This window comes from Nonomuraea deserti, from assembly GCF_004348685.1.
Taxonomy (GTDB): Bacteria; Actinomycetota; Actinomycetes; order Streptosporangiales; family Streptosporangiaceae; genus Nonomuraea; species Nonomuraea deserti.
Window position 1 is genome coordinate 1 of the sequence record NZ_SMKO01000039.1, and the last position, 24038, is coordinate 24038.

The 24038-nt window shown below is 66.0% G+C and carries 24 protein-coding genes and 5 pseudogenes; 16 read left to right on the forward strand and 13 right to left on the reverse strand.

The genetic code is table 11. The annotated features are described in order from the left end of the window. From E1292_RS17010 to E1292_RS52695, 7 genes and pseudogenes are all read left to right on the forward strand, one after another. On the forward strand, positions 1–815 hold an 815-nt coding region (locus E1292_RS17010; RefSeq protein WP_132596195.1), incomplete at its 5' end, for an ISAs1 family transposase. Beyond that, complete coding sequence (locus E1292_RS17015; protein ID WP_132596196.1) at positions 812–1984, forward strand: hypothetical protein; 1173 nt, start codon at positions 812–814, stop codon at positions 1982–1984. The genes E1292_RS17010 and E1292_RS17015, both read left to right, overlap by 4 nt. Next, positions 1924–2433: a NucA/NucB deoxyribonuclease domain-containing protein gene (locus E1292_RS17020; protein WP_165974590.1), complete on the forward strand. Its 510-nt coding sequence runs from the start codon at positions 1924–1926 to the stop codon at positions 2431–2433. The genes E1292_RS17015 and E1292_RS17020 overlap by 61 nt, the downstream gene beginning before the upstream one ends. 336 nt (positions 2434–2769) lie before the next feature. Next, positions 2770–3099, forward strand: a complete 330-nt coding sequence (locus E1292_RS17025) for a hypothetical protein (RefSeq protein WP_132596198.1) — start codon at positions 2770–2772, stop codon at positions 3097–3099. A gap of 106 nt (positions 3100–3205) precedes the next feature. Then, entirely contained in the window at positions 3206–3790 is a 585-nt protein-coding gene (locus tag E1292_RS17030; protein ID WP_132596199.1) for a hypothetical protein, read from the forward strand. Positions 3791–4168: 378 nt separating this feature from the next. After that, positions 4169–4744 (forward strand): annotated as a pseudogene (locus tag E1292_RS55780) (ERCC4 domain-containing protein); the annotation flags it as partial. Positions 4745–4797: 53 nt separating this feature from the next. Further along, positions 4798–5127 carry an Lsr2 family DNA-binding protein gene (locus tag E1292_RS52695; RefSeq protein WP_220446879.1) on the forward strand — a complete coding sequence of 110 codons (330 nt, stop codon included), beginning with the start codon at positions 4798–4800 and terminating at the stop codon, positions 5125–5127. A gap of 753 nt (positions 5128–5880) precedes the next feature. On the opposite strand, the gene E1292_RS17040 is transcribed toward E1292_RS52695, so the two are convergent. The 4 genes and pseudogenes from E1292_RS17040 to E1292_RS52705 all read right to left on the reverse strand — a co-directional run bounded on the left by E1292_RS17040 (position 5881) and on the right by E1292_RS52705 (position 9360). Further along, positions 5881–7605, reverse strand: a complete 1725-nt coding sequence (locus E1292_RS17040) for an RNA-binding domain-containing protein (protein ID WP_220446880.1) — start codon at positions 7603–7605, stop codon at positions 5881–5883. A gap of 36 nt (positions 7606–7641) precedes the next feature. Beyond that, positions 7642–7950 (reverse strand): DUF262 domain-containing protein, encoded by a 309-nt coding sequence (locus tag E1292_RS53785; protein ID WP_246090160.1) that lies wholly within the window; start codon positions 7948–7950, stop codon positions 7642–7644. Between the two features lie 98 nt (positions 7951–8048). Beyond that, a pseudogene (locus E1292_RS55785) lies at positions 8049–8471 on the reverse strand (DUF262 domain-containing protein); the annotation flags it as partial. Continuing rightward, positions 8398–9360, reverse strand: coding sequence for a restriction endonuclease (locus E1292_RS52705; RefSeq protein WP_220446882.1), 963 nt, complete (start codon positions 9358–9360; stop codon positions 8398–8400). The pseudogene E1292_RS55785 and the gene E1292_RS52705, both read right to left, overlap by 74 nt. Positions 9361–9375: 15 nt before the next feature. On the opposite strand from E1292_RS52705, the gene E1292_RS52710 reads away from it, so the two are divergent. After that, the gene (locus E1292_RS52710) at positions 9376–9939 is read left to right on the forward strand and encodes a hypothetical protein (RefSeq protein WP_220446883.1); all 564 of its coding nucleotides are present in this window, start codon (positions 9376–9378) and stop codon (positions 9937–9939) included. A gap of 1007 nt (positions 9940–10946) precedes the next feature. On the opposite strand, the gene E1292_RS17050 is transcribed toward E1292_RS52710, so the two are convergent. Next, a complete protein-coding gene (locus E1292_RS17050; protein WP_165974591.1) occupies positions 10947–11285 on the reverse strand; it encodes a hypothetical protein in 339 nt (112 codons plus the stop codon). A gap of 560 nt (positions 11286–11845) precedes the next feature. Between E1292_RS17050 and E1292_RS17055 the strand changes: the two are divergent. Then, positions 11846–12958 (forward strand): annotated as a pseudogene (locus E1292_RS17055) (MFS transporter); the annotation flags it as partial. 211 nt (positions 12959–13169) lie between these two features. Here E1292_RS17055 and E1292_RS53790 read toward each other — a convergent pair. Continuing rightward, entirely contained in the window at positions 13170–13460 is a 291-nt protein-coding gene (locus tag E1292_RS53790) for a transposase (RefSeq protein WP_246090161.1), read from the reverse strand. 260 nt (positions 13461–13720) lie between these two features. After that, positions 13721–13906 carry a hypothetical protein gene (locus E1292_RS53795; RefSeq protein WP_246090162.1) on the reverse strand — a complete coding sequence of 62 codons (186 nt, stop codon included), beginning with the start codon at positions 13904–13906 and terminating at the stop codon, positions 13721–13723. A gap of 198 nt (positions 13907–14104) precedes the next feature. Between E1292_RS53795 and E1292_RS53800 the strand changes: the two genes are divergently transcribed. The 3 genes and pseudogenes from E1292_RS53800 to E1292_RS53805 all read left to right on the forward strand — a co-directional run. Next, on the forward strand, positions 14105–14284 hold the full coding sequence (locus E1292_RS53800; RefSeq protein WP_246090163.1) for a hypothetical protein: 180 nt from the start codon (positions 14105–14107) through the stop codon (positions 14282–14284). Between the two features lie 190 nt (positions 14285–14474). After that, the gene (locus E1292_RS17065) at positions 14475–15395 is read left to right on the forward strand and encodes a phosphotransferase (protein ID WP_132596203.1); all 921 of its coding nucleotides are present in this window, start codon (positions 14475–14477) and stop codon (positions 15393–15395) included. 48 nt (positions 15396–15443) lie between these two features. Continuing rightward, a pseudogene (locus tag E1292_RS53805) lies at positions 15444–15619 on the forward strand (IS5/IS1182 family transposase); the annotation flags it as partial. A gap of 254 nt (positions 15620–15873) precedes the next feature. Here the strand turns inward: E1292_RS53805 and E1292_RS17070 are convergent. The 3 genes from E1292_RS17070 to E1292_RS17080 form a co-directional block, all read right to left on the reverse strand. Continuing rightward, complete coding sequence (locus tag E1292_RS17070) at positions 15874–16440, reverse strand: dihydrofolate reductase family protein (protein WP_220446884.1); 567 nt, start codon at positions 16438–16440, stop codon at positions 15874–15876. A gap of 25 nt (positions 16441–16465) precedes the next feature. Next, positions 16466–17044, reverse strand: coding sequence for a dihydrofolate reductase family protein (locus E1292_RS17075; protein WP_220446885.1), 579 nt, complete (start codon positions 17042–17044; stop codon positions 16466–16468). A 63-nt stretch (positions 17045–17107) separates the two neighbouring features. Then, on the reverse strand, positions 17108–17665 hold the full coding sequence (locus E1292_RS17080; RefSeq protein WP_132596206.1) for a YceI family protein: 558 nt from the start codon (positions 17663–17665) through the stop codon (positions 17108–17110). 74 nt (positions 17666–17739) lie between these two features. On the opposite strand from E1292_RS17080, the gene E1292_RS17085 reads away from it, so the two are divergent. Next, positions 17740–18924, forward strand: a complete 1185-nt coding sequence (locus E1292_RS17085; RefSeq protein WP_132596207.1) for a helix-turn-helix transcriptional regulator — start codon at positions 17740–17742, stop codon at positions 18922–18924. Here E1292_RS17085 and E1292_RS56115 read toward each other — a convergent pair. The 3 genes and pseudogenes from E1292_RS56115 to E1292_RS17100 form a co-directional block, all read right to left on the reverse strand. Next, positions 18844–19470 carry a MauE/DoxX family redox-associated membrane protein gene (locus E1292_RS56115; protein ID WP_439331894.1) on the reverse strand — a complete coding sequence of 209 codons (627 nt, stop codon included), beginning with the start codon at positions 19468–19470 and terminating at the stop codon, positions 18844–18846. The genes E1292_RS17085 and E1292_RS56115 overlap by 81 nt on opposite strands. Before the next feature lie 34 nt (positions 19471–19504). Next, positions 19505–19705, reverse strand: a pseudogene (locus tag E1292_RS17095) (transposase); the annotation flags it as partial. Positions 19706–19738: 33 nt separating this feature from the next. Next, complete coding sequence (locus E1292_RS17100) at positions 19739–20197, reverse strand: GbsR/MarR family transcriptional regulator (protein WP_132596209.1); 459 nt, start codon at positions 20195–20197, stop codon at positions 19739–19741. 169 nt (positions 20198–20366) lie between these two features. Here E1292_RS17100 and E1292_RS17105 point away from each other — a divergent pair, with 169 nt between their 5' ends. The 3 genes from E1292_RS17105 to E1292_RS17115 are packed head-to-tail and all read left to right on the forward strand — an operon-like array spanning position 20367 to position 23936. After that, positions 20367–21980, forward strand: coding sequence for a CocE/NonD family hydrolase (locus E1292_RS17105; protein ID WP_132596210.1), 1614 nt, complete (start codon positions 20367–20369; stop codon positions 21978–21980). After that, positions 21977–22981 carry an NAD-dependent epimerase/dehydratase family protein gene (locus E1292_RS17110; protein ID WP_132596211.1) on the forward strand — a complete coding sequence of 335 codons (1005 nt, stop codon included), beginning with the start codon at positions 21977–21979 and terminating at the stop codon, positions 22979–22981. Before E1292_RS17105 ends, E1292_RS17110 begins: the two co-directional genes overlap by 4 nt. After that, on the forward strand, positions 22938–23936 hold the full coding sequence (locus E1292_RS17115) for an FAD-dependent monooxygenase (protein WP_246090164.1): 999 nt from the start codon (positions 22938–22940) through the stop codon (positions 23934–23936). The genes E1292_RS17110 and E1292_RS17115 overlap by 44 nt, the downstream gene beginning before the upstream one ends. The last annotated feature ends 102 nt before the right edge of the window (positions 23937–24038 follow it).

The following is a 24038-nucleotide window of genomic DNA, read 5'->3' on the forward strand; positions in this document are numbered from 1 at the left end:
CCACCCCAGGCAACCGGCCCGCAGACCGGATCCCCCTGTCCGGCCTGGCCGTGGACGGCAAGACCCTGCGCGGCAGCCGCACCAGCCAAGGCGTGACCCACCTGCTGGCCGCCACCTGCCACAACACCCAGATCGTCATAGCCCAACAGCAGGTCGAAGCCAAGAGCAACGAGATCCCCGCCTTCACACCCCTGCTGTCCCACCTCGACCTGACCAGCGTGGTGGTCACCGCCGATGCCCTGCACACCCAGCACGACCACGCCCGGCACATCGTCGCCGCCGGCGGCCACTACCTGTTCATCGTCAAGGGCAACCAGCCCACACTCCTGCGCCGGCTCAAGGTTCTGCCCTGGCGCGAAGCGATCCTCAACGACCGCACCGACGAGACCGGCCACGGCCGCCGCGAGATCCGCCGCATGAAGATCTGCACCGCCCGCCCCGCACTGCCCTTCCCCCACGCCGCCCAGGCCATCCAGGTCAAACGCCGCCGTACCGACCACCGCACCGGCAAGACCACCATCGTCACGATCTACGCCATCACCAGCCTCCCACCGGGCCGGATCACCCACGCCCAGCTCGCCACCCTGATCCGCGGCCACTGGAGCATCGAGGCCCTGCACCACATCCGCGACGTCACCTACCGCGAAGACGCCTCCCGCGTCCGCACCGGCACCGCACCCCGCATCTTGGCCGGCCTGCGAAACCTGGCCATCGGCCTGGCCCGTCTGATCGGTTGGACCAACATCGCCGCAGCCACCGACCACTACCGCAGTCACCCCGCCGACGGACTCCAGCTACTCGGTTTCACAACATGAGAACGCATCGGCCCTGCACCCTGTACCTCAACGGCACTGCGATCAAAACCAACACGATCAAGGTTCCGGTTTGGAACGCGGAAAGTTCGATGAGCCTCGGCGCCCGGATGCTCGGAGACCTCGATGATGAGCAGATTTATCAACAGGCACTGAACACGGACGACATGGCACGCCTCGGCACCCAGAATCCGCCTGCATTGAGGTCCCCGACGTCCCAGCCCACTCCGACAGCGAAGGGAGCATTAGCGGATGCGGTCTTCGACGTTAAGTACGACCATATTTCGTTGGAAGATTGCATCGAGGCCCAGCGTCAGGCTGGTGCCGATCCGGACCAAGATATTCTGAGAAGCAGCCTCGTCGTACGTCCCTACAGCACTTGCTGGAGCAAGTACATCTACATCTCCGAGTTTCACAAGGGGAAGAAGACCGGCAAGCTGGTCGGTTACGGCAGTGCTGTGCAGCTCAAGGCGACCTGGGTGACTCATTCCTACCTGGGTACCGCTGATGGCAGCCGGGTGGTTGGGGATACAGGGGGCACCCTCAAGCCGCAGCAGATCAAATACTTCACCCGTCTCAGTGAGATCAAGACCTTCGGTGTGTTGGGAGTGAAATACACAAGTCTCGAAGCACGGGTCGAAACTACCGGGTTGTACGACAACCAGAGGCTCCGCCTTGAACTGAACCCGGTCGGTGAGGACGGCTCAACGTGCCGTCTGGCTAGAGGAGCCGATCGAGAGGCCACGCTCGGCCAGTGGACGAGCGACGGTAACGACGACTTTGTCCTACAGATGACGGACACGGATGGAGATAAGGTCGACACTTGTACAGTGCGCCCCACCCTCCAAGATGCGAATGATCGGTGGACCGACGAGCCAGTTTATCTCTATGACCAGATCGTCTTCGACGAGCAGGGAAGCATCCTGGGGCGCCGGATCGGTGGCGGGGAGCCGTGGAGCACAGTGTATGCCCCTCACTTCCGCTGCGACTGGCTGAGGTCTTCGGCAAGCCGAAGACCTCAGCGAGCCTATCGCTGTCGGCCAATGACGATCTGTCAGACTTCGTTTTCACGGGTGCCTGCATTAACAAGATGGCATCCAACGTCCTCCCCATGTCCCGTTCGAAGAACGCCAACTTCGTTGAGGCAATCAACCACAATGCCAATGCGATGAATCGGAGTGTCAACGCGACGACCAAACCTCCGCTGCTCGACAGTGCGGGGAGGCCGATGGCGAAGAACAGCCCAGGAAACTGGGACGTGGACTGGAAGAAGCGCAGAGCTAATGCGTTACATCGATCCACAGACACGAAGTTGGCCAACAAACACCGCGCAACCTTCTGGAAGAAGATCACTAAGACCGATCCCAACACTGGCCAACCCGTCACGTACACTAACTGCTGTCAGTACTACTTCGACCGAAGTTACGCCGACAAGGGGCAAGAGTGCGACGAGTTCCCCTTCGCTTCCACAAAAGAAGGCGCCAGCAACGCAAACGGACACTATTCAGTGAGGCCGATCGCTCACCAGGACAACAACGATCACGGAGACTATATCAAGGCCTTCTATCGCATCTATCGAATCGGAAACGGCACCCGTTTCTGGATTAGAATAACCAATTAAGTGCGAGTGTGCCTCCGAGCTGGATAGTCCGGAGGCACACTCTTCTTAGCAGCTCCATGAAAGACTATGATGTCATTATTCACTGAGGGCCCGCTTAGCTTGCTCAAAGCATACGGGTTCGGGGACTATTTCCGAGGGCTGTGGGTCTCGGAAAGTGATGAGCGCGAGATTGCCATGCGGCTTCGTGTCGACTCTTCGTCCGAAGTGCTGTGTGACCGGCATACTGCGATGAGGTGGTTCTCTGACGTCTCGGAACACGGAGAAATCGTTTGGTTGGGGGCACATGCTCCCGGGTGGACGCAGATCATCAGCCTCAGTGGGCATATCTGCGGGCGAGTGAGTCTGCAAAAAGCCCTGAGTGAAGCCGGCCGTCGCGTGCTGGGGCTCGGATGGACGGACATCGATGGTCCGACCGAGCTGTTCTACTTGGAGAACGGACAGTTGATCGATAACATCACTCCGTATCACACCGATCCCGCGAGCCTCGGCTACGTCCTGAGCCCGTATCTACGAGACGTGCCCTTCTCGGAGACGGCGGACAGCGAGGTGACGCTCAACTCCTTCTTGAAGGTAGTCGAGAAGGTAACTGAGGGCGCCATCAGCAGCGAGTGGTTCGATACGGTCCACAATCTCTACCGCATACCTCGAGAATATTGGTCCCGTTGAAGGTTCCGGCCGGGGGTCCATATCGGTGATATCGCCTGCGTGGCAGGGGGAGAGAACGTTCTCCACCTGCCATGTGTTCGTCCTCGATAAGTGAGGGAAATCGGAAATGAACATCCAGGCAACGGCGCAGCGTTATGCGGAGATTCTCCTCGGAGACGGCAGTTGGCTCACCGAGGAGCTCGCATGGACAGTTCTACGGGCGCGAGTCGGGCCACTGACGCTGAGTGACGTCGCTCAGAGGTTGGCCGGGCACAGCCGTGCTGTCATTGTCGAGCGCGATTTCGAGGAGGCCTACGCGGCCAACGCTGTGGTGCTCGACGAAACGGATGGGGCGGTGATGATCGTCGATCTCCACAGGACGAGCAACACGCCCGACCCGGACTTCATCGCCCGGCTCAGTCGCGACGTTGACGTCTGGCACGTCTCCTGGCATACGGCGCTGAGCCGGCGGATGATCCATGCCCTGGATGGGCGCATTCTCGCGGCCGTCCCCCACCTTGACCCAGCCGAAGCTGTCGGCGAAGATCTCGACTCAGTCCAAGCCGAACTGGCTGCTCTCTCCGCGGCCCAACATGACGCCTGGCCCGCCGTTGAGGCAACCGCCCTGGCCATCGTAGAAGAACGCACAGGTGCACGCCTGCGCCTCGATTGGTTCGACCACGCTCATACATCGGTAGCCCTTGATCAATGACGTCGGATCATCGGTCTTCTTGTTTGTCCGTGGCTCACATGCTCGCGAACTACAGGTCATCGCGCTAGCACAGCAACGATCAGTCGAGGGTGCTGGTCCAGTCACGCGCGGAAGTCCGACAAGCGGATCCTGCAACGGGACCGAGCTGCGAAATTTGGGTCATGTTTCGTGACGTACGCGTGGCCTCTATGCCTTGCTGTCGTATGGCCGGAATGAGCGTGCGTGACAGCTGCTGCCGTCGCTCCCGCGACCTCCAGTCGGTCGTTGCGCCATCAACTTCTGGCCCCGTCTGCGCTGCAGCCAGGTCCGCACGCCGTCTGCGGCGGTCGCGCCTACTAACGTCCTGCCGTCCGTGCGATCGTGAGGGAGACTGGCAGGATGCGTGAGCTGGTGATCGTCCGGAATCCGGATCAGCAGTCTCGTCTGCCCTTTCTGATCCGATTGCCGCTTGGGGAGGGGCTGTTTCTGCGGGCGGGTGGCACTTGGCCGCGGGAGAAGGCGATCTACTGCTACCCGGTCGAGCCGGAGGAGTGGCCGACCGATCCTAAGGTGGTTGAGCGGGTTGCGGTCCGGTCGTGTGTGCGGCGGGGCGCGGCGATCGACCTGGTGCTGGATCGGGCGCGGGAGAACCGGTCGCAGATCGTTTTCACCAAGGCGCGGGGCCGGGATGCGGTGTTCTGGCAGACGGCGCGGGTGCGTAAGCAGGCTCGTCCGCAGGTGACCACTCCTACGGCTCGCGCTTGTGGGGTCGCGGCTCTGCAGGTTGTCGTGGACAGTGGGGAGCGGTACGCCTACAAGTTCCCTCGCCAGCAGGTGGAGCTGGTCAGGCGGCGGTTGCCGTGCGGTGATTACGGTGTCGAAGTCGCCGGGATGCTGCATGCGGCTGTGGAGCGTAAGAGCCTGGCCGACTTGGTGGGTTCTCTGCTGAACAGTCGGCTGAAGTATCAGCTGACGGAGCTGGCTGCCCTTGCGCATGCCGCGGTGGTGGTGGAGGAGGCTACAGCCAGGTGTTCAAGCTGGAACACGTGCGCCCGGCGGTGGTCGCTGACGGGATGGCGGAGTTGCAGGTGGCCTTTCCCGGGGTGCCGATCGTGTTCTGCGAGAGCCGGCAGTTGGCCGAGGAGTGGACCTACCGGTTCCTGGCCGCTGCCTACGCGGCCGCGGGTCACTCGGCCGAGGCGGCGCCAATCGTGCCGACGCTGGACGAGCCCCCGACAATGCCGGAACCCAGCACGGCCGAGGTCCGTGCCTGGGCTCGCGAGAACGGTCTGGAGGTGCCGGCTAAGGGGCGGCTTCGTCCGCAGGTCTGGGAAGCGTACCGGCGCGCCCACACGTGAATCACCCGGAAGGTCCCGCGATGGGGAGAGGACGAGCGGCATCGACATGCCGGGCGACGTCATTCTTGCCGGCGACGGGTGCGGACGGGCTTCGCATGGAGGGATGACGCTCCGCTTTAGGCATGTATTCGGCATAATCAACGGCTATGTGCGTCGCATGCCGAGCCGTTGTAGCGGGTTGCGCGAGGCATGAGGGCTCAGAATCGAGGCCTGAACTGGGAAAACACCGCCAAGATCATCCCAACTATGTCCCCTGATCATGGTCCTACGGTTGCGTTCGGGCGCTCTCGGCTGCCTATGAAGGTCCACAAAGCAAATGACCTGCGGCTGGAAAGCCGCAGGTCAGGGGCTGAAATGCCTGGTCAGATGCGTGCCCCCGGCAGGATTCGAACCTGCGGCACCCGCTTTAGGAGAGCGGGGGTCGTTCAGCGTCCGGTATGTCTTGTTAATGGGGAGATATGGTTTCCGCTCGATGTGCGTCACCTCCTTAATAATGACTTCCATTCCCGTATCGCTTGGTTGCTTTTCCCTGTTCGGGCCAATATCTGTGGCGAGAGGAGCGAAAGGTGTCCCCGCTCTTCAGATGCGGGTGTCTGCGCAAGAGCAGTACTGTCGCAGCCGGCTTAGCTGGCGGTGGCCTTGACGCGGTGAAATATGCCAGTCGGAGGCGACAGCTCCAAACGCCAGACGGAGCGGATGGAGCGCTCGTCTGCCTGTACGGCGACGCCTCCGAACACGTGATTTCGGCCGCGGCTATTTGAACCACCGGTCGTGCTGATACTTGGAGGCCTCGGGCCCGTCGAGCTCATGCGTCGTATTGTTGAGCCGGACGAGGAAGACCGCTCCCTTCGCTCCGGTCTTCGTCCGGGTTGTATACACCGGCGCTGAGGCGGGTGCGACGTTGACACGGGCAACCGTGCGTTCGTTGATGGTGCCGAAAGCGACGGTCACGTTGGCCGTCACAGCCTTTCCGAATGTCTTAATCAACAGCTCGGTCAGCCACAGCTCCCAACCGTCAGTGTTCTTCTTGGAGAAGATGGTCAGATCTTCTTCCAGGCCTAGCACCGACCCATCGTCCTGGACGCCGACGAGCAGCGTCCCCCCGTGGCCGTTCATAAAGCCGGCGATCGTCTTGACCACCGCCCACTCCATCGCCTGATCCTTCTGACCGGTGCCCAGATTCTTGCAGCCGGTCGACTTGAACTCGACGACCTTGCTCTCCCCGGCTTTGATCAGCGATTCGATACCGCGTGCCAGCGCGGCGGCGCCGCGATGCGCGGAGAAGGGGCTGTCCTGGCCGTCACCCCGGTTCACCGGCCGGCCGGTCGCATCCTCGATCTGACGGATCAGCCGTTCGAAGCGTGCGTCGAAGACGGCGCCGAAGTCGTCCTGGCGGAGCGCGACCGGGTCGATGTCGTGGCTGTTGCAGATGGCGTCCAGGTCCTGCGGGTTCACCGGCACACCGGTTTCAATCGCGGCCAGATACTTGCTCGGCGCGCTCGCGCCCATGTATCCCCAGGTCTGCCCATCGATGGCGGTCTTGTTGACGATGCAGTTGGCATACGCGCTGTCAATGCCGTTCGCCGCGCACCATTTCTGGGGGAAGATGTGGCGGATGTCGATCGAGTCAGCCGCGTACGCCTTCGCGTCGATCGTCTCGCCGGTACGGAAATCGCGACCGCCCCGCTTCATCACGAGTGCGTAGAGACCCTTGTAAGCGGCACTGTTGCGGGTGCGCAAGCCCAGCAGCCGTTCAGCCTGGAACTGCGACTCGCGCACCGTACGCGGTTCCTCACCGTCGTCCTGAACCCACGCGAGCACGTCCTGCAGGTCGTTGGCGAAGCGGGTTTCCGTGGTGCCTCCGTACAACTCGCCGAACACCCCGCACCAGTACCACTGACGCAACTTCGCGGTTGGCTCCGGCGTGAACGCGCCCTCGCCGAGCAACGTGAGAATCGCCGTCAAGGGAACAAGCTGGGTGCTGTACGGGAGGTCGCGAGCACGGAAGATGCGCTCACCCTCGAGGAACCGCACCACCCGCTGCAACGCCCCGGTGACGGCATCGGCCCAGCGCCGGTACTCGCTCAGCGGCAGCGACAGCATGTCGCGGCGCTTGGCCGACACGGCCGGGACGCGGTCTCCGCGAACACGTTCGCGGGTGCGCTCCTCCCAGCGGCCACGAGTCCAGAGTAGCGTGACGATTTGCAAGAAGGTCGTGGCGTCCAGATCTGCGAGCAGTGGCTCGTCCGCCCAGGTCGCCTGACGCCATGCCCAATCGTCGCGCAACCGAAAGTGCTCCGCGGCGTAGGTCGCTGTCAGCAGCTCGAAGACCGTCAGCTCGACGCCGCCAGTGTTCACTCTCTCGAATACCTGGCAGACGGCCTCCTTGGTCGTCTTCCGATCAAGCGCGATCCGCGGAACGCTGTATTGCAGGAACGGCATGATCAGCGCCTCCTGGAATCTCTTCCAGATCTTCACCCGCTCCTCTGGCGCTCCCGCCATTAAGTACGCAAGCTACCAATCGGTGGTGGCAGCCGGGTTGAGTACGATTTCGAGTGGGAAAAGGCCCGCCTTGCCGGCCCGCACTTGCACCCTGGTCGCGGAGGCGTCGAGCACGACGTCGCCGCGGGAATTCACCCGTCGCTTATCTGCCGGTAGCGACAGGATGGCGTCACTCCGGTCGGCGTCGGGGTCAATGCACGCATCGATGTCCGCGAAGTACCAACGTTCGACGTCCTTCTTGCGGGTATCCTGGGTCGGGACCGGTGCTCCGGATCGGAGCGCCAGGTAGAGCGAGGTCGTGCGCTGCTGTCCGTCGAGCAACAGGTACCTCGGTTCTCCCACGGCCGCAGAACTTGGGACTCCCTCGAGTGCCGGGGCTGGAAGCGCACATCAGCGTTTCCGGTCTCCAGCGTCATCACGGCGCCGATCGGGAACGAGCGAGAGACCGAGGCCAGCAGACTCACGATGTGGTCGTCGTCCCAGACCCACCCACGCTGAAAATCGGGTAGCTGTAGTACTCCCTGGTGCGCCTGGTTGAGTAGGTCCGCCAGGGGAATGTCGCCGCTCTCGAACGTTTTCGCCACTCCGGTTCCTTTCCTCAGACGTGCTCTCGCGACAGGGTAGACGAAAGCTCTCGGGCGGACGTCACGATTAACACCGTCTGCGGAGCTAACTGATGAGGCGGTCTTGCGCGCCAGGTCGGTGAGCTGACTCTCGTTTCCGGTGTACGAGCCAGATATGGCAATAAATCGCGAATATCCCTGAATGTCACGGTTGCTTCTCGCGCGGCAGGATGCGAGCGGGAATGTTGTGTTCGTGACAGAGGGCCAGCAGTCCGGCACCGTCGATCAGTTCAAGGGGTTTGCCGCTGGCGAACTTGTAACTGTCGGGTCCGTAGCCGGACGTTGTGATCATGATGCCGTTGGTGGCGCCCTCGTGTTGCATGGTCCCGTATAGGTCGCGCACATGCGTGGGTTGTACGGTCTTGGTGTAGAGCTTCGCTTGAACAATGATCTTCGAGCTTGCTACGGAACGGGCGGCGTAAGCGACACAATCGACGCCGCCGTCGCCGCTGGCTTGGTACAGCTTGGTGTCGAAGCCCATCTTCGTGAACAGGTTCTGGATGAACGCCTCGAAATCCTTAGGGTGCAGGTCAAGAAGGTTTGGACGCTGGTCGATGTCGGAGATGATGTCCACGGGATCGACGATGCGGGGGTCGGCCATGTTGAACGGCATGACGGGCTTGACCGGCTCCAACTCGTCAGGGTGTGGGGAGACGCGGGCGTGGAAGTGTCGGCGAACGCACTCGACGGGCTTGAGACGGGGCTCGTTCAGAACCACGGCTGAGAATTGCTCTCTAGTGGCACGCAAGGTGATGAGATGGGGCTCGATCTGCTGGCCCGTCACCGGATCGATGGTGCGGACCAGGCCGTTGAACACGATGGTGGTGATCAGCTGGTTGGGATCGGCGTCGAACACCTCGCGCAGGGTGCGGAGCGCTATTTGCGCGATCACGCGTTGATAGAGCTGCCGGGTTTCGGCGATGGACCGAGCGGTGGGTTCGACGGCCTTGCGGTTCTTGATGTGCTTGTAGAGCTTGTGCTCGGGGATGATCTCCGGTGGAGGCAGGTACCACTCGACGGCGAGCAGTGAGGACTCGGGCACGTAGCCGGCTCTGCGTTCGGTGGGGAAGTCTTCAGGGTACGGGGATGCCTGCAGGACAAGATCCATGTAGTCGCTGACTGCATGCCGCTCCCCAGACCGAAGTCCGGCCTGCATTGCATCCACGCGAGCGTTCTTCTCAGCGGCGGCTCGCTCGGCCGCTGCTACTCGCTGCTGGTTAGCTCGCCTACGAGTGATCACCTCCTGCTGTCGCTGCGTTTCGCGCTGCTGGTGTTCGGCTTGTGTCCGGGCGAAGTCGGCTTCGGCCTGGCGCAGAGCGATTTCGTACCGCTGGACACCACCGAATGCGCGCTGCAACCGTCCGGGAGGCGCGGGGGGTTCCCACACGGGGGCGGGGTACGGTACGGCGAATGGACCCAGGTCCAGCGGTGGGACGTCCGCGCGCTGACGCAGGGAGGCGAGCTGGACGCGCGGGTCGCGGTCCAGCGAGGAGCGCAGCAGCGTCTCGAGCGTCTCGACGCGAGCTTCGATTTGGCGTGTACGTTCAGCGGCTTCGGTGTCTCGAGCGGACACTTCTGCTTGGAGACGTCGTTGCTCCTCGGCCTTGCGTTCTCGTTCGCGTTTTTGCCGCGCCTGCTCCGCGGCGCGTTCCTGTCTCCGGCGCTCGGCTTCCCAATCCCGATATGACTTCGACGAACCAGAACCTCGTGCCACAGCGCACCTCGCCGATTCTGCCAAACGTACAGGTCAATGGCTCGAAGGTAACCCGGTCACCGTACGCAGACAATGTCAATGTTCAATATAACCCCGCTCCTGGCGGATTTATGCGGACAAGTTCGCTAGGTCATGTGTGATCATGAAGAGGCATCTATGGGATAGAGGACACAGCTTCGAGCGTCTATGAGTTGTGTCGTAGGCTCGTTCCGACGCGGCTCTTCAGCGCCTGCCGTTGGCTGAAAGCCACCGTTGACTCCACTCGCTCGTCACAAGCCGCAAAGGCATCTCATGGAGATCGAGGACATCAAGCCCTGGGACCCGAACGACTTCCCGCCGGGTCGGACCAGCCGAGACCGGTGCACATGGGGCGGGAACGGATCCAATGACCCTTGCACCGAGGACATCAAGTACACCGTAGTTGACAGCATCGGCCGACGCTGGTCCAGCTGCGAGTCGCACCTGAACGCCTATAAGAGGTCTCGGCAGATGGACGACCTCTAACGCGCGCGTTGGGACGGGGCGCCGCAGCGAAGCATCGGCACCCCGTACCCCTTCCCGATTCAACATCACGATGAGACGGCCTGGAGAACGAGGGATCTGGAGCCCGCCCGTATTTCTGGCCAGCGTGGTCGGGAAGCGCCACCCGCGCCACTCGCGCGGTCATTATCGCGCCGCATCCTGCGCAGGCGAAAACGACCAAGCAGCCTCCCTTGCCGGAGCGATGCGATCACGGTGGCATAAATCTCGCCTTAGAGTTCAGGTTCATGAACGCTGATGATCTCGATCGGCAATGGCGTCTGTACGAAGGGGTGACGCCGGACATCGTGGACCGCTTGATCGAGCACGGACACCTCGACATGGTGGTGGCGACCGCCTGCCCGGGGCTCGCAACGTCTCCTCCAGAACGGCCAGTTCCTGCTGGCGGCCGACGAACACCTGCCGGTGCCCGGGCACGTTCACCGTCGCCGGCGGCGCGGTCACCTCGGTGACCGGCCGCAGCGCCGCCACCGGCAGCACGCTCTGGTGGACGCGGCCGTGCTCGGAGGCGTGCGCGTGCAACCGCACGTTGGTCGCGCCCGGGCCCGTCGAGAGGATGCCCCGTTACCGCCCTGGAGGGCGATCGACGGCTGCCCCAAAGTCGACGGACCGTCGAGTTGCTCCTGTTTCTGCTCCGGAGAGCGGCCGGTGGTCAGCTTGTACCCGGCCACGCTCAATCCGGCCACGGCGACGAACAAGCCGATCACGCTGGCCAGCTTGTCGGCATCATCCAGTCCGACCTGCACCAGGTAGACGGTCAGCCCGGCGGCGGCCGCCACCGCGACTATGCTCCCCGTCCAAAGCAACACGCGCCTGCGCATATCGGCCATCATGAGACCTCAGCCAAGATCACGCGACGTACCTGCGACACAACAGACCGAAAGCGCCCGTTCGTCGCAGGAACCCCGGGGCCAGGAAGCATCGACTGCCACCCCATGTGATCGCGACACAGCCGTCGTCACCCGTCCCGATAGCGACCGTTTGACGAACGCTCGGTTACCTGCGCTGATCTACCCCGCGATGTCTTCCTGCCGTACTCCGGCCGCCCCCAACGAGAGTAAGCTCGTCGTCGGTCAGCTTGATCTTCACCACGTTGCGTCGTCCGCCCGGAACGCGCCGCCGTCGCTCTGCCACCTCGACCTGCCTGCTGATCGACACCTCGATACCAATGGAGGGCGCAGCGTCCCGGCGTGCACCGTACCTGAGTGTGTAGCTGGCTTCGTTGCAGTTTGCGCACATCCGGTGGCGGCATGCGTCCAGCAGGTTCACCATGGGCGCATGGCAATGAGGAAGAGTCCCTGGGGATGGATCTCGCTGCTATGCCCTATATTTCACCCGCGTCGTCGGATTATCCGTCATGGAGGTAGGCGGAGGGCTGACGGTCGCTGGGTTCGTCGCTCTCGCCGCAGGAATCCCGGTGGGGAGGATGGCCGATCGTTGGGGGCCTCGTCGGCTCTGGGCACTGTTTCTCATTCTCGAAGCATGTGCCATGGCCGGCTTCCTTTTTGTGAATTCTTTTCCATCTTTCGTTGCCATGGCATGCGTGAGCCAGTTCGCAGCAGCCGCTAGCCAGACCGCGCGAATGCCCGTGTTTCGACGCATCGGCGGTGCCAACGCGACCCGCTTGCGCGCTGTATTACGGTCACTCGTCAATATTGGCACGAGCTTTGGCGCATTGGCTGCTGGTATCGTCATTGCCGTCGACACGCGCTTCGCCTACGCGGCTCTTATTCTCGCGAACGCGATCACCTTCGCTTTCAACGTGCTGCTGGTCCTGCTCCTGCCGAAGCTTGCGCCTTTGCGCTCCAGGTCGGAGAAGGCGACCGGGATGGCGCTGCGTGACCGCGCTTTCCTGGCGGTTACGGCACTGAACGGCGTCCTGGCGCTGCAGGGACCTGTTCTCACCTTCGCGATACCTCTCTGGATCGTCCAACACACAGAGGCGCCACGATCGACAGTCGCCATTTTGATTGTCATCAATACGGTGATGATTGCTCTTTTTCAACTTAATGCGACAAAGGGCATCAACGGGGTAAAAGGCGCAGGCAATGCGGCCCGTAGCGCAAGTTTTGGCCTTCTGGTCGCGTTTGCTCTCTTCGGCTGGACGTCAGCATTCGAGGCCACCATCGCGACTAGTCTCCTCATCATAGGGGTGATCGTGTTGACGTTGGCTGAACTTCGCTATGCGGCCGCTGAATTCGAGCTGAGCTTCGGCCTGGTGCCCGCTCATCTGCAAGGCGAATACAGCGGGGTCTTCGGGCTCGGGCAAGGTTTGGCTGCGTCAGCCGGCCCGTACCTCCTCGCGGTGCTTGTGCTGGGAGTCGGTACGAACGGATGGATTGCCCTCGGTGTTCTGATGGTAGCCGCAGGCCTTCTGGTTCCGCCGGCTGTGGCCTGGGCGGAGCGGACTCGCTCTCATGAACCCGAGGCCGATTCTGAAGCCAATGCATAGATGGGTGACCGCTTCGCATCGTCTTATCAGTGAACGCTTTCGTGCGCCTTGCCTCGATTCTTCAGCGGGTTGGGCTGTGTGAGCGGCTCCGCGGTTCGCCCGTGATGGCCCCGAGGCGGTTGGGGCGGGCCGTCGCATGACGCTGCGGGGGCGCCGGGGTCCACGGTCCCGGAGAGGTTTCCTTCCGAATCGTCTGGGATGGGGGCCGTTCTCAGGCGAGAGCGGCCAGGTCGGTGAGGCGCTGCCAGGCCAGGACGAATGCTTGGGCCCAGGGCCAGGTGCGGTCGATGCGTAGGTGGCGGCCGCGGGCGTGGCTGGCCAGGCGGGCGGGCAGGTGGTAGAGCCGGTAGCGCATGGTGTCGGGCTCGGCGCGGTCCAGTCCGGGCTGGTCGTGCAGGGTCAGCAGGCGGATCCAGCAGTCCAGGTCGTGGCCGAGGTTGGCGCTGAGCATCCATCCGGAATTGATGGTCCAGTCCTTGCTGGGCAGGTTGGTAAGGCCCATCGCTTGTCGGTGCGGACGCGGTCTTCGACGACGGCGTGGACGCGGGCCAGTGCGTCCAGCCATCGCGGGTGGTGGGAGCCGGCGATGCCCCACATGCGGCCGATATTGGTGGCGATGATCGAGTATTTCCAGCCGGTCCGGGTTTCGAAGGCGGTGAGGTTCTTGCGGTGGCGGGCCGAGGGGCGGACCCGGCGTAGGGGGAGCCGCATGTTCTCCGGCCAGCCTTTGCGCTGGTTGAGGCCGGTCAGCTCGGCCACGTGTCAGCCGGGCTGGAGGTCGCCGTCCTGGTCGAGGGAGTCGGTCCAGGCGGTGGCGGGCAGCCGGGCGACGGCCTGCTCGTCGAGGTCGGTGATCATCCACCCGACCAGGTACCGCGCCGTGCGGCGGGCGGTGTTCAGCCCTTCCAGGTGGACCAGTAGATCGTGGGTGGCGTCCGCGCCGTCCACCCGTACCAGAACCTTGGTTTGACAGGAGTCCGGGATCTGAGCGAGCGCCTCACGCAGCACACGCAGGTGGTCGGCGATGGTGCTGCTGCCCGGTTACCGGGGCGCAGCAGCATCGCCAGCGACTCTTGGGTGTTGGCGCACCAGCAGGCCAGCGGGTGAAAGCAGACAGGACGGCGCGCCCTCGCACGCATCTTGGCGATGCGGGCGAGCATCGCCTCGTCCAGGCCGGCCGGCGTGCGGTGGGTGGTGGAGTCCGACGGCGCCGTCCCGAACAATGCCGCCTGGTGGACCAGCAGCCGCTCGGCCTCCAGCATGCTGCGGGCGCCGCACACGATCGCGGTGGCCAGATCCCGCTGGGCAGGCGATGCTCGCGGTTGAGGGTTCGGGGACGGTGGTCCCCGAGTCCACAGACGGAGTGAGAGGGTGTATCAAGCCCATAGTGGTCTGGCGGTGCGCCTGAGATGTCAGCGCGAGGTAGTGATGCCGGCGAAGCGGAGCCTTGGCCTCAGCACCTGTGTCCACACCCCTCTCTTCCGCTGGGTTCGGCGCCTATGGCACAGTCCTGAGCGTGCCCCTGGACGAGTTGCCGCTCTGGCTGCCGGCTTGGTGTCTTGACCATCTGGGCGGCGAACCCGCCGACGTGTTGTTCCGGTCACATCAGGTCTCGATGGTGTTCGGTCTGCGGTTGGCCGGTGGCCGGGACGTGGTAGTCAAGGCGCGTGCCGACGACGGCCGGGCGGCGTCGTGTGTCGCAGCGCAGGCCCGGCTGGCCGAGCGCGGGTTTCCCTGTGCCCGGCCGCTGACGCCGGTGGTCGGTGTCGGTGGGCTGGCCGTGCACGCTGAGGATTTCCGGCCCGGCGGCGAAGTGCCACACGGGGACTCGCCGGACATGGCCAGACGTTCCGCGGAGGTGTTCGCTCGGCTGATGGCCGAACTCGCCAGCGTGATCGTCGCGCCGCCGTTGCCGAATCCACCCTGGGTGCGCTGGGACGAGAACGGTGCTGGGACGTGGCCGGCGATCGAGTTCCTCGATGGCCTGGACCAGAGTGTCGTGTCCGAGCACATTGTCGAGGCGGCTGAGCGGGCCCGGGAGCGGCTGCTGGCCGGCGGTCTGCCGTGCGTGCTCGGCCATGCCGATTTCGAGGCGCAGAACCTGCGATGGCAGGGGCGGCGGGTGTGGGCGGTGCACGACTGGGACAGTCTGGCGTGGCAGCCGGAGGCGGCGCTGGTGGGAGCGGCGAGCGGGTCATTCGCCAGTGCCGGGCCGCCGACGCTGGCGCGGATCGAAAGCTCCGAAGCGTTCCTGGTGGCTTATCAGGACTTTCGGGGGCGCTTGTTCACGCCCGTGGAGCTGGAGATCGCGTGGGCGGCCAGCGTGTGGATGGCTGCGTACAACGCCCGGGAGATGGCACTGTGCGGTGGCTCTCCGGCAGGCGGCGATGCGCTGCGGGCGCAGGCAGCCGAACGCCTCCGCCGAGCGAATGCCTAGCCCCGCGGGCGAGCCCGGGGAGCGTCCCCCCAGACCAGCACCGGCGGGCGAGCGCGCCTCGAGTCGAGCCGGCGGCTGGGATGCCATCGCTGGGTGATGGAGCGCACCGTCTCTTGGCTGGCCGCCGACGCTTACACCGGCGCTACGAACGCCGGGCGGACCTCTTCGCATCCTTCGTTGCGATCGCCGCAGCCCTCATTCGCTACCGCCGACTCACCAGATGAGTCACCGTCTCAGAAGTCCAGGTACTACCACGGAGAGTCACCGTCGGCGACCGGGGCGCGGACCAGCAGGATTGCTCGGTGCCGGTCAGACTCCCAGCGGGCGCTCGTGATCCCGAAACGGCGGCTGATCAGGGACGGCAGGCTTTTTAGCCAGTGGCGATCGGCGGTCGCTCGATCGGGGCCCGGTGTAGCGCCATTGTCGGCGCGGCCGGTCAGGTAGCGGGCCGCCCTGAGCACTACCGAGCGACTCCTGGTCACGGACGGCGGATGCGGTAGCGCATGTGCGTGACGTGCTGCGCGAGGTCCTCGACCTGCGGAGTGGTCAATCGGCGGACCGCGTCGAGCTCGATGTGCTCGGCGGGCAGGTTGTCGAACAGCCTTCGTCCCTGCCCGAGCAGGACCGGTACGACGTGCAGTTCCAGTTCGTCGAGCTGCCCTGCCCGCAGCAGCGCCTGCGCCGCCCCGGCACCGTGCACCATCACGTCGCCGTCTCCGGCTGCCGCGCGGGCCTGTGCAGCGCACTGGTGTACGTCGGTGACGTAGCGGACGCAGCCCGGTGGCGGGTCGTCCGGGACGTTGTGGGTCAGGACGAAGATCGGGACGCCGTCGTGATGGTCGCCCTGCCAGCGGCCGGCGTGTTCGTAGGTACGGCGGCCGGAGATGACGGCGCGGGTGGCCAGCACCTCGGTGTACACCTGTCCGCTTGGTCCCGGGTCGTTGCGCCGATCGAGCCAGTTGAAGAGGCGGAACCCGCCGATGCCCATCGGGGTGTTCAGGCTGTCCCGCGGCCCGGTGACGTAACCGTCCAGGGATATGGTCATGTACAGCCGGATGAGTGCCATCGCCTCAGCCCGCCGTTCTTACGCGGTAGCGCACGTGCGCCACACCCGGCCCGTCCACGGCACGGAGCAGTTCGAGCTCGATGTGGTCGGGTGGCATGTCGTCGAAGAGCGGTTCACCCTGTCCGAGGAGGACCGGGATCAGGTGAATCTGCAGTTCGTCGAGGACGCCTGCGGCAAGTGCCAGCCGAGCGGTGCGCGCTCCGTGGACCAGTACGTCCTTGTCGCCGGCCGCGTCCTTGGCCATGCCCACCGCGGCCGTGACGTCGCTTACATAGGTGACCCCGGGCCATTGCGGCTTGGGATCGGGCTGACGGCGGCTCAGGACGAAGATCGGCACGCCATCGTGGTGGTCGCCGCCCCAGCCGTCGGCGAGCTCGAACGTCCGCCGGCCGACGACGACCGCCCCGGTGGCCATGGCCTCGTCCATGACTTCGCGGTTCACGCCCGCCAGATGGCTGCCTGTTCTGCGCTCGGCGCCGGCATCCTGCAGAAACCACTCGTGCAGCCGCTGCCCTTTGTCGCCGAGCCCGTTGCCCGGTGCCACGTTCGGCCCGGCGATGAACCCGTCCACCGACATCGACATGTACAGCACGGTCTTACTCAAGCTTCCCATCCTTTCGGTACGTACGACGGTGTGCCACGAGGGTCATCGCGGGTCCGGTCCGGTGCTGGTGAACTCGATCTCGATGGCGATCTCGATGGTGTCGGCGACCACGACGTTGCCGGCGCCGAAGCCGAGTTGGATGTCGACGCCGAACGCCGCACGGCTGATGGTGGTGGTCGCCGAGAACCCGGTGCGCTTCGCGCCGGACGGGTCGTCGACGACGCCGAGGAACTCGGCCTCCAACTCGACGGTCCTGGTGACACCGTGCAGGGTCAATTCGCCGACCAGGATGAAGGTCTGGCCGTCGAAGTCACGGACCTCGGTCGAGGTGAACTCGATCTGCGGGTGGTTCTCCACGTCCAGGAAGTCGGCGGATGTGATGTGCTGGTCACGCTGCCGGTTTCCGGTGTCCACCGAGACGGGGTCGATGAGGGCGGTCACCCGGCCGCCGTCGTCGCCGACGGTCAGCGCCGCCGAGGCGAGCGCGAACGTTCCTCTGACCTTGCCGACGCCCATGTGGCGGACCTTGAACGAGACGTCGGAATGGACGGGATCGCCGACCCAGGTGCCGACGGCGAGGATGGTATCGACGGTGATCATGGCGTACGGGGCTCCCCCTGTGAGGCCCGGCCTGCCCGGGCGGATGCTGATCTGTGCGACCAGCATGCGAGATCGTGGAGCCGGGTTATATCCCAGATTTCTGGGATTATGCCGTCGATCGCCATAAGCTCCCGATCGTGGTCAACGCATCGGCGGCGCAGGCGCGCGTCCGCGACGAAATCGTCAGGCTGGTTCACCGAGGGTTGCCCGTGCCGGACTTCGCGCGTGCCGTCGGCGATGCCTTGGGCCGGGCCGTGCCCGCCGAGGGCACCTGCATGATGACGACCGACCCGGCGACCATGCTCCCGACCGCGGAGTTCGTGGAGAACGGCCTGCCCGCGGCCGCGTTGCTCCGGCTCGTGGAGATCGAGGTGCGTGAGCCGGACTTCAACAAGTGGTCACAGCTCGCCCACGCCCGCCGCCCGGCCGGCACCCTGAGCGAGGCCACCGCCGGTGATCTCGACCGTAGCCTGCGTCAGCGGGAGATCCGCCGCCCCGGGGGATTCTCCGATGAGTTGCGGGTGGTGCTCGCCGGCAGCACCGGGACATGGGGCCAGCTGACCGTGTTCCGGGAGGCGGGGCGCCCGTACTTCTCCCCGGCCGAGGTGGAGTTCGTCTCGTCGATCGCCGGCCTGATCGCCGATGGACTACGGCGCGGCCTGTTGCTCGGTGACGCGCAGGCCGGTGCCGACGACGTCGGTCTGCTGGTCCTCGACGCCGATGACGGCGTGCGCATGTCCAACAGGGCAGCGGATCACCTGCTGGACGAGCTGGGCACCGGTGGCAGGGAGGGCGCTCGGCTGCCACTGGTGATTTCCGCTGTCGCCCGCCAGGCCCGTTCCCTCTGCGGCCCGGCAACGAGTGCAGCACCTGCGCCGGCCGATGCCCGGCCGGCCAGGGCCCGAGCGCGCACCCGGGCCGGCCGGTGGCTGATCGTCCGAGGCTCGCTGCTGAATGACGGCCCGGAAGCGCAGGTCGCGGTGATGCTGGAAGCTGCTCGCCCCGCCGAGATGGCGCCCCTGATGGTCGACGCCTACGGCTTCACCGACAGCGAGCGCCGGGTCACCGAACTGGTGGCCCAAGGCTTGTCCACCAAGCAGATCGCCGGCCGGCTGCACGTGTCGTCGTACACCGTGCAGGACCACCTGAAGGCGATCTTCGCCAAATCCGGCACCGGTTCACGCGGCGACCTGATCGCCCGGCTGTTCCTCGATCATTACGCCGTCTCCTTGACGTCGGGAATCGCCGGAGACTTGTAGTGGTGAACGGTTCTGACCCGATTGTTGTGATGTGGTCATGCTCGGTTGCTTATCGGCGTGGAGGAGCTGGAGGCGGAGTAGGTCCACGTTGGCGCGCACGTATCCGTCGCGTTTGATGCGCTTAATCCGATTCACGTTGCCCTCAACTCGACCGGAGTTTCTTTCCGAGGTGAGTGCCGCCGGAACGCCTGGCGCCAGCCGGATCACGTGCACGGTTCCCACCGGCGCCGTCGAAGCGCCGAAGCACTGGCAGGTGACCGTCCGCCGGCGGCGCAGCACCACCGAGATCCCGGCGGTGAACACGGTCAGCAGCAGCGCCCCCGTCACGAACCCCGCCGGTACGGTCCAGGGCAGGGCGAGCAGGAGCAGCACGCCCGCCTCGCCCGCCACCACGGCCCCGGCGACCAGGGCCGACCAGCGCTTGGGCCCGACTCGATGGCGTCGAGCGAACCTCGCCACTCCCGCTGTCAACCTCGATCGAGAGATGCCTGATCGGCCGGCCTGCGCGGGTGGGCATGCCAAGGGCCCGCGTGGCTGTGGTGCCATGCGGGTGATCTTCGGTGCGTGATGAGACGGTGACTCATCTGGTGAGTCGGTGGTAACCGATGAGGGCTGCGGTGATGGCGACGAAGGTTGCGAAGCGGTCGGCCCGGCGTTCGTAGTGGCGGTGTAAGCGGCGGCAGCCGGCCAGCCAGGAGACCGTTCTCTCGACGACCCATCGGTGACGTCCCAGCCGCTGGCTGGACTCGATCCCGCGGCGGGCGATGCGCGGGACGATGGACGATGTTGTGAGCCACGCGGCCGGTCGGCTGGGTCAGGTGTTCTGCTGGTGCCAGCGGTTCAGCAGGGCGGGGAGTTCGCCGAGCAGGAATGCGTAGAAGGCGCGCATCTGGGTCAGTCGCTGATGGGCGGGATCGCCGGTTTCGGTGGCGGCGATCCCGGCGGCTGCGGCCTGGAGCATGGCCTGGATGACGGTGTTCTGGCTGGTGAACAGGGTGGCCCAGGCGTCGTCGCGGAGCCGGTAGTGCTCGCGGCGGCTGCCCGGCGCGGGCAGGCGTTCGATCAGGCCGACCGTCAGCAGGGATTTGATCGCGCCGGAGACCGAGCCCGCGCTGGCCTCCAACCGGTCGGCGATCTCGCCGGCGGTGACGCTCTCCTGGTCGGTGAACAGGAAGACCGCCAGAGTGCGCGCGGACATGCGTTGCAGCCCGCCTTCGATCAGGGTCAGGGCCAGCCGTTCGGCCGCCTGCCACTGCTCATGCCTGTCGTTCACGTATGCCTCCTTGCGCAAGCAGGATAGCGAACGTACCGATACTTCAGAAATTTCTGAAAAGTCGGTATAGTCCCTCGTATCGGCCTCTCGCGGGAGGTTCGGTGGTGTGCCGGGAAGCCTGGTCGGCGATGTGACATCCAGTTCCACGTCGATAGGGAGTTGACCGGCTATGACCCTGCTCAGCCGTTTGTACGGCGTGCGGCCCGCCTTGCGTCACCGGGTGCGCGTGCGGCGGAACGTGGAGATCCCGGCCGCCGACGGTGTGCGGCTGCTGGCCACGCACTACTACCCGGCGGGCCAGCACCGCCCGCCGCTGGTGCTGCTGCGCAGCCCGTACGGCCGCGGCAACGTCCTGGACCGGCTTCCCGCGCTGCTGGCCGAGCGCGGCTACCAGGTGCTGTACCAGAGCCTGCGCGGCACGGCCGGATCCGGTGGCCGCTTCGACGGCTTCGTCATCGACCCGGCCGACGGCGATGGCACCCTGAGCTGGCTGCGTGAGCAGCCGTGGTTCGGCGGCGAGCTGGCCACCTGGGGAGCCAGCTATCTCGGCCTGGTGCAGTGGGAGCTGGCCGCCCGCGACATCCCGGAGTGGAAGATCGCGCTGATTCAGGACGCGCCATCGTCGTTCGCCGAAGGCTTCATGTACCCCGGCGGGGCTTTCGCGACGGGCAACGCGCTGGGCTGGGTGCAGCTGGTGGAGCGGATGTTCACCGGCGGCTACGGCATCACCCGCCAGATGGCCGGCCTGGTCGGCGCCGCCCGGCGGCTGTCGCGCGCCACGCTCGCCCTTCCCCTGCAGGAGGCTGACCAGGTGCTGACCGGGCACCCCGTGCCCTGGTTTCGAGACTGGGTGCGGCACGGTCCCGGCGAGGAGTACTGGGCGAGCACCGATCACCGGGCCAACGCCGAGCGCATGCCGCCAGTGGTGCATGTGCAGGGCGGCTGGCACGACTTCTTCCTACCGGGGATGCTGGCCGACTACGCCGCCCTGGTCGCGGCCGGGCGCCAGGTGCGGCTGCTGGTGGGCCCGTGGAGCCACGGGCGCGGCCTCTACACCCGCCAAGGGCTGAGCGACGCGCTCGCCATGCTGGACGCCGTGCTGCTCGGGCGGCAGGCGCCCACCGGTGTACGGCTGTTCGTCACCGGGGCGGGCCGTTGGATCGACGTGCCCGCGTGGCCGCCCGCGCACGAGCCGACCCCGTGGTTCCTGCGTCCAGGTGGCGGGCTCAGCCGTACCCCGCACGACGGCCAGAGCCCTCCCAGCCCCTACCGCTACGACCCCGCCGACCCGACCCCCACCGTCGGTGGCTCCCAGGTGGGCTGGTCGGCCGGGACGCGGGACAACCGCGCCGTCGAGGCCAGAGCCGACGTGCTGACCTTCACCACCGCGCCCCTGCCCGGCGACGTCGAGGCGGTCGGCCCGGTAGGCGTGCGGTTGCACGCGCGCTCTGCCAACCCGCACGTCGACTACTTCGCCCGCCTGTGCGACGTGGACGCGCGCGGCCGGTCGATCAACGTGTGCGACGGGATCGTGCGCCTGCGCGACCCGGGCCACATCCGCACGGTCGAGATCACATTGTGGCCGATGGCCCACAGGTTCAAGCGTGGCCACCGCATCCGGCTGCAGGTCTCCAGCGGCGCCCACCCGCGCTTCGGCCGAAACCCCGGCACCGGCGAGCCGCTCGCGACCGGGACGGGCCTTCGCGCGTCCGAGCACGAGATCTTCCACGACCACCATCACCTGTCAGCCCTTTGGCTGCCCCTCACCCCAGGAGCGTCATGAAACTGCTTGTTCTCGGCGGCACCCACCACGTGGGCCGCGCCGTCGTAGAGACCGCGCTGGAGCGCGGCGACGATGTGAGCACGCTCAACCGCGGCCTCAGCCGCGCCCCCGCGCCCGGCGTGCGGGCGCTGCTCGCCGACCGCACCGACCCCGAGGCTGTCCGGCGGGCGCTGGACGGCCAGGAATGGGACGCGGTCATCGACACCTGGGCCTGGGCGCCCCGCGTGGTGCGCGACACCGCCCGCCTGCTGTCCGGCAGGGTCGGGCACTACGGCTACGTCTCCAGCCGCGGCGTGCACCGCTGGCCCTGGCCCGCGGGCGCCGATGAGCAGGCGCCCCTGGTCGACGGCGACCCCGGCAGCACCGACGACACCGATTACGCCGCGGCCAAGCGCGGCGGCGAACTCGCCGTCCTGGAGTACTCCCCCGAGGCGGCGTTGCTGGCCAGAGCCGGGATGATCCTCGGCCCGTACGAGGACGTCGGCCGCATCCCGTGGTGGCTGCGCCGCATGGAGAAGGGGGGCAGGGTCCTGGCACCCGCCCCTGCCGAGACCCCTCTGCAGTACATCGACGTCCGGGACCTGGCCGCCTGGCTGCTGCGCTCGGCCGAACGCGGCCTGAGCGGCGCCTTCACCACGACCGGCCCACCGGGGGCGATCACCCTCGGCGACCTGCTCAGCACGGCCCTGGAGGTCACCGGTTGCGACACCGAACTGGTGTGGGCCGAGCCGGAACTGCTCCTGCGGCACGGCCTGCCGCTCGGCATGGAGTTCGGACTGCGGCTGCCCGACGGCAGCGTGCCGAGCGGCATGCACGACGCCGACGTCAGTGCCGCCCAGGCCGAAGGCCTCACCACCCGACCGCTGCGCGAGACCCTCGCCGACACCTGGACCTGGCTGCAGGCCGAAGGCGACCCGGCACCCCGCGCGGACGCCCCTTCCCCGGACACCTGGCTGGATGCCGCCGCCGAACAGCGGCTGCTCGACCACCTCGCACACTAAGGGCTTCATCACCGACGAACTCGTCTACCACAAGCCGAACGGCGAACGCCGCTTCTCCCTCGACCGCGCCACCATCGCCGCCACCACCGGCCCCCGCTCGATCACCATCCTGCGCGGTGACCTCGAAGCCGTGCTGTACGAGAAGGTCCGCGACCACGCCGAGATCCGCTTCGGCGCCACCCTCACCACCGTCGACCAGGATGAGCACACCGTACGCGTGACCTTGACCGACGGCACCACGCAGGAGGGCGATCTGCTGATCGGCGCCGACGGCCTGCATTCGGCCACCCGCGCCCTGCTGTTCGGTCCGGAAGAGGACTTCCTGCTCGACCTGGAGCACAAGGTCGCCGTCTACATGCTCGACAAGCGCCCTGCCACCGTCGCCACCGGCGCGACCGGCACCCTGTCATCCGGTGGCCGCACCGCCGCGGTCATCAGCATCCCCGACGGGCGCAACGTCGCCTTCTTCGGCTACCGCGCAAGCCACGCCCGCCCGGGCGAAGACGTGGCCACCGAACTTCAGCGCGTCTATGGCGACCTCGGCTGGATCATCCCCGAAGCCCTGGCCGGACTCCAGCGGGCCGAGTCGGTCTATTTCGACACCATCAGCCAGGTCGTCGCAGCGTCCTGGAGCAAGGGCCGGGTGGTGCTGCTCGGCGACGCCGCCTGGTGCGTCACCCTCTTCGCCGGGTACGGCTCGTCCCTGGCCGTCGGCGGCGCCGATCGCCTCGGGACGGAACTGGCCGCCCACCCCGGCGACGTCCCCGCCGCGCTGGCCGCGTGGGAGGCGGCCATCCGACCCGAAGCCGAGCGCAAGCAGAAACTCGGCCGTCGCGTCAAAGGCGTCTACGCCCCCACCAGCCCGCTCCTCCTGTGGTTGAGCTTGCTACCCCTGCGGCTGGCCGCCCTGCCCCCGGTTCGCCGCTACATGACCCGCCGCTTCATCAAGGGCTGAGCTGGCTGGCCGCCTGCCCGATGCGCCCGACCACCATCCAGCTCGTGATCGGCGGGCTGCCACTCCTCGCCTTCGCCGCCGGACTACGCCGCGCGCTGTGCC